The organism is Agromyces binzhouensis (genome assembly GCF_004135055.1).
Taxonomy (GTDB): domain Bacteria; phylum Actinomycetota; class Actinomycetes; order Actinomycetales; family Microbacteriaceae; genus Agromyces; species Agromyces binzhouensis.
The window spans coordinates 1-1,570 of the sequence record NZ_SDPL01000560.1 but is presented as its reverse complement, the minus strand read 5'-3'; the positions used below and the strand labels follow the sequence as shown (position 1 = coordinate 1,570).

Here is a 1,570-nt window from a genome sequence, read left to right as displayed (position 1 = left end):
CCTCGGAGGTCGGGGCGGCCGGAGCCGCGGAGGGAGCGGGCTGGTCGGCAGGCGCCGTCGGCGCGGCATCCGCCTGCTCGCTCGCCGCGCTGTGCAGCGCGGTCTCATCGGGCATCGCCGGAGTGGTCGCGGGCGTCGCGGCGGACTCGCCGGTGCGCACCTGGCGGTAGTGCTCGAGCACCTCGCGCCAGGTCTCGTCCACCGAACTGGGGTCGGCGAGGAACCGCTCGTACATCTCGTCCACGAGCCATTCGTTGGCTCCGAACATCGCCGACGTCGTCTCGTCGGATCCCGACCCGGTCAATTGGCTCGACACAGCCTTTCGCCCACTCTCTCCATTGATGGATGCTCACCTCTGGCGTGGCGCGCAGCACGACGCGGACGCCCAGACAAGCCTAAACCCCTTCCGACGGCGCTCGGCACCGTGCAGCGCATGCGCGAGGGGGATCGCAGCATCCTCCCAGCGCGGGCGGGGCGGATTCCGCCGGGGAGCCGCCCGCGCCTCCGAGGCATAGCCTGTGGGCATGGAGTTCTATCGCACGACGCCGCGGCACGACCTCACGTACTCCGACGTCTTCCTGGTGCCGAGCCGGTCCGGCGTGACGAGCCGGCTCGACGTGTCGCTCGCGCCGGACGACGGGTCGGGCGCGAGCATCCCGATCGTCTCGGCGAACATGAACTCGGTGACGGGCCCGCGCCTCGCGGCGACGCTCGCCCGACGCGGCGGGATCGGCGTGCTGCCCCAAGACCTCCCGCTGCAGGAGCTCGACGAGGCGATTCGGTGGGTGAAGTCGCGCCCCGCCCGCTTCGACGTGCCGCACGCGTTCTCGGCCGACCGGACCGTGGACGACGCGCTCGAGGTGCTGCCGCCCGTCGAGGGCCACGGCATCGTGCTGCACGACGAGGACGGCCGGTACGCCGGCACGATCCCGGCCACGCGCCTCGCGACGGCGCTGCCCGACGCCCGGCTCGGCGACCTCGTCCACGGCGCCATCCCGTCGCTCGACGCCGACGACGTCGACACCCCGCGGCGCGCCTTCGACCTCATGGTCGACGCCGGCATCGACTTCGCGCCGATCCTCGAGCACGGGCGGGTGATCGGCACGCTGAGCCGCCGCAGCGCCCTGCGCGGCACGGTCTCCGAGCCCAACACGGATGCCTCCGGCCGCCTCCGCGTCGCGGCCGCGATCGGCATCAACGGCGACGTCGAGGCCAAGGCGCGAGCGCTCGCGGCAGCGGGGGTCGACATGCTCGTGGTCGACACCGCGCACGGCCACCAGGAGGGCATGATCCGCGCCGTCCGGACCGTCCGCGCCGCGGATCTCGGCATCCCGATCGTCGCCGGGAACATCGTCACGGCCGACGCGGTCGCCGATCTCGTCGAGGCGGGCGCGGACGTGCTGAAGGTCGGCGTCGGGCCCGGCGCCATGTGCACGACGCGCATGATGACCGCCGTCGGACGGCCGCAGTTCTCCGCGGTGCTCGAGACCTCCGAGGCCGCTCGCGGGCACGGCGCGGCCGTCTGGGCGGACGGGGGCGTGCGGTACCCGCGCGACGTCGCGCTCGCGCT

General features: G+C 73.8%; 2 protein-coding genes. One reads left to right on the top strand and one right to left on the bottom strand.

Annotated features, from left to right (window positions below; translation table 11 throughout):
• Positions 1-268, bottom strand: a 268-nt coding sequence (locus ESO86_RS19835; protein WP_242492429.1) for a 2-oxoglutarate dehydrogenase E1 subunit family protein, incomplete at its 3' end; no start/stop codon positions are given.
• A 256-nt stretch (positions 269-524) separates the two neighbouring features.
• On the opposite strand from ESO86_RS19835, the gene ESO86_RS16695 reads away from it, so the two are divergent.
• Positions 525-1,570 (top strand): IMP dehydrogenase (locus tag ESO86_RS16695; protein ID WP_129235932.1); only part of this gene is annotated, 1,046 nt, incomplete at its 3' end.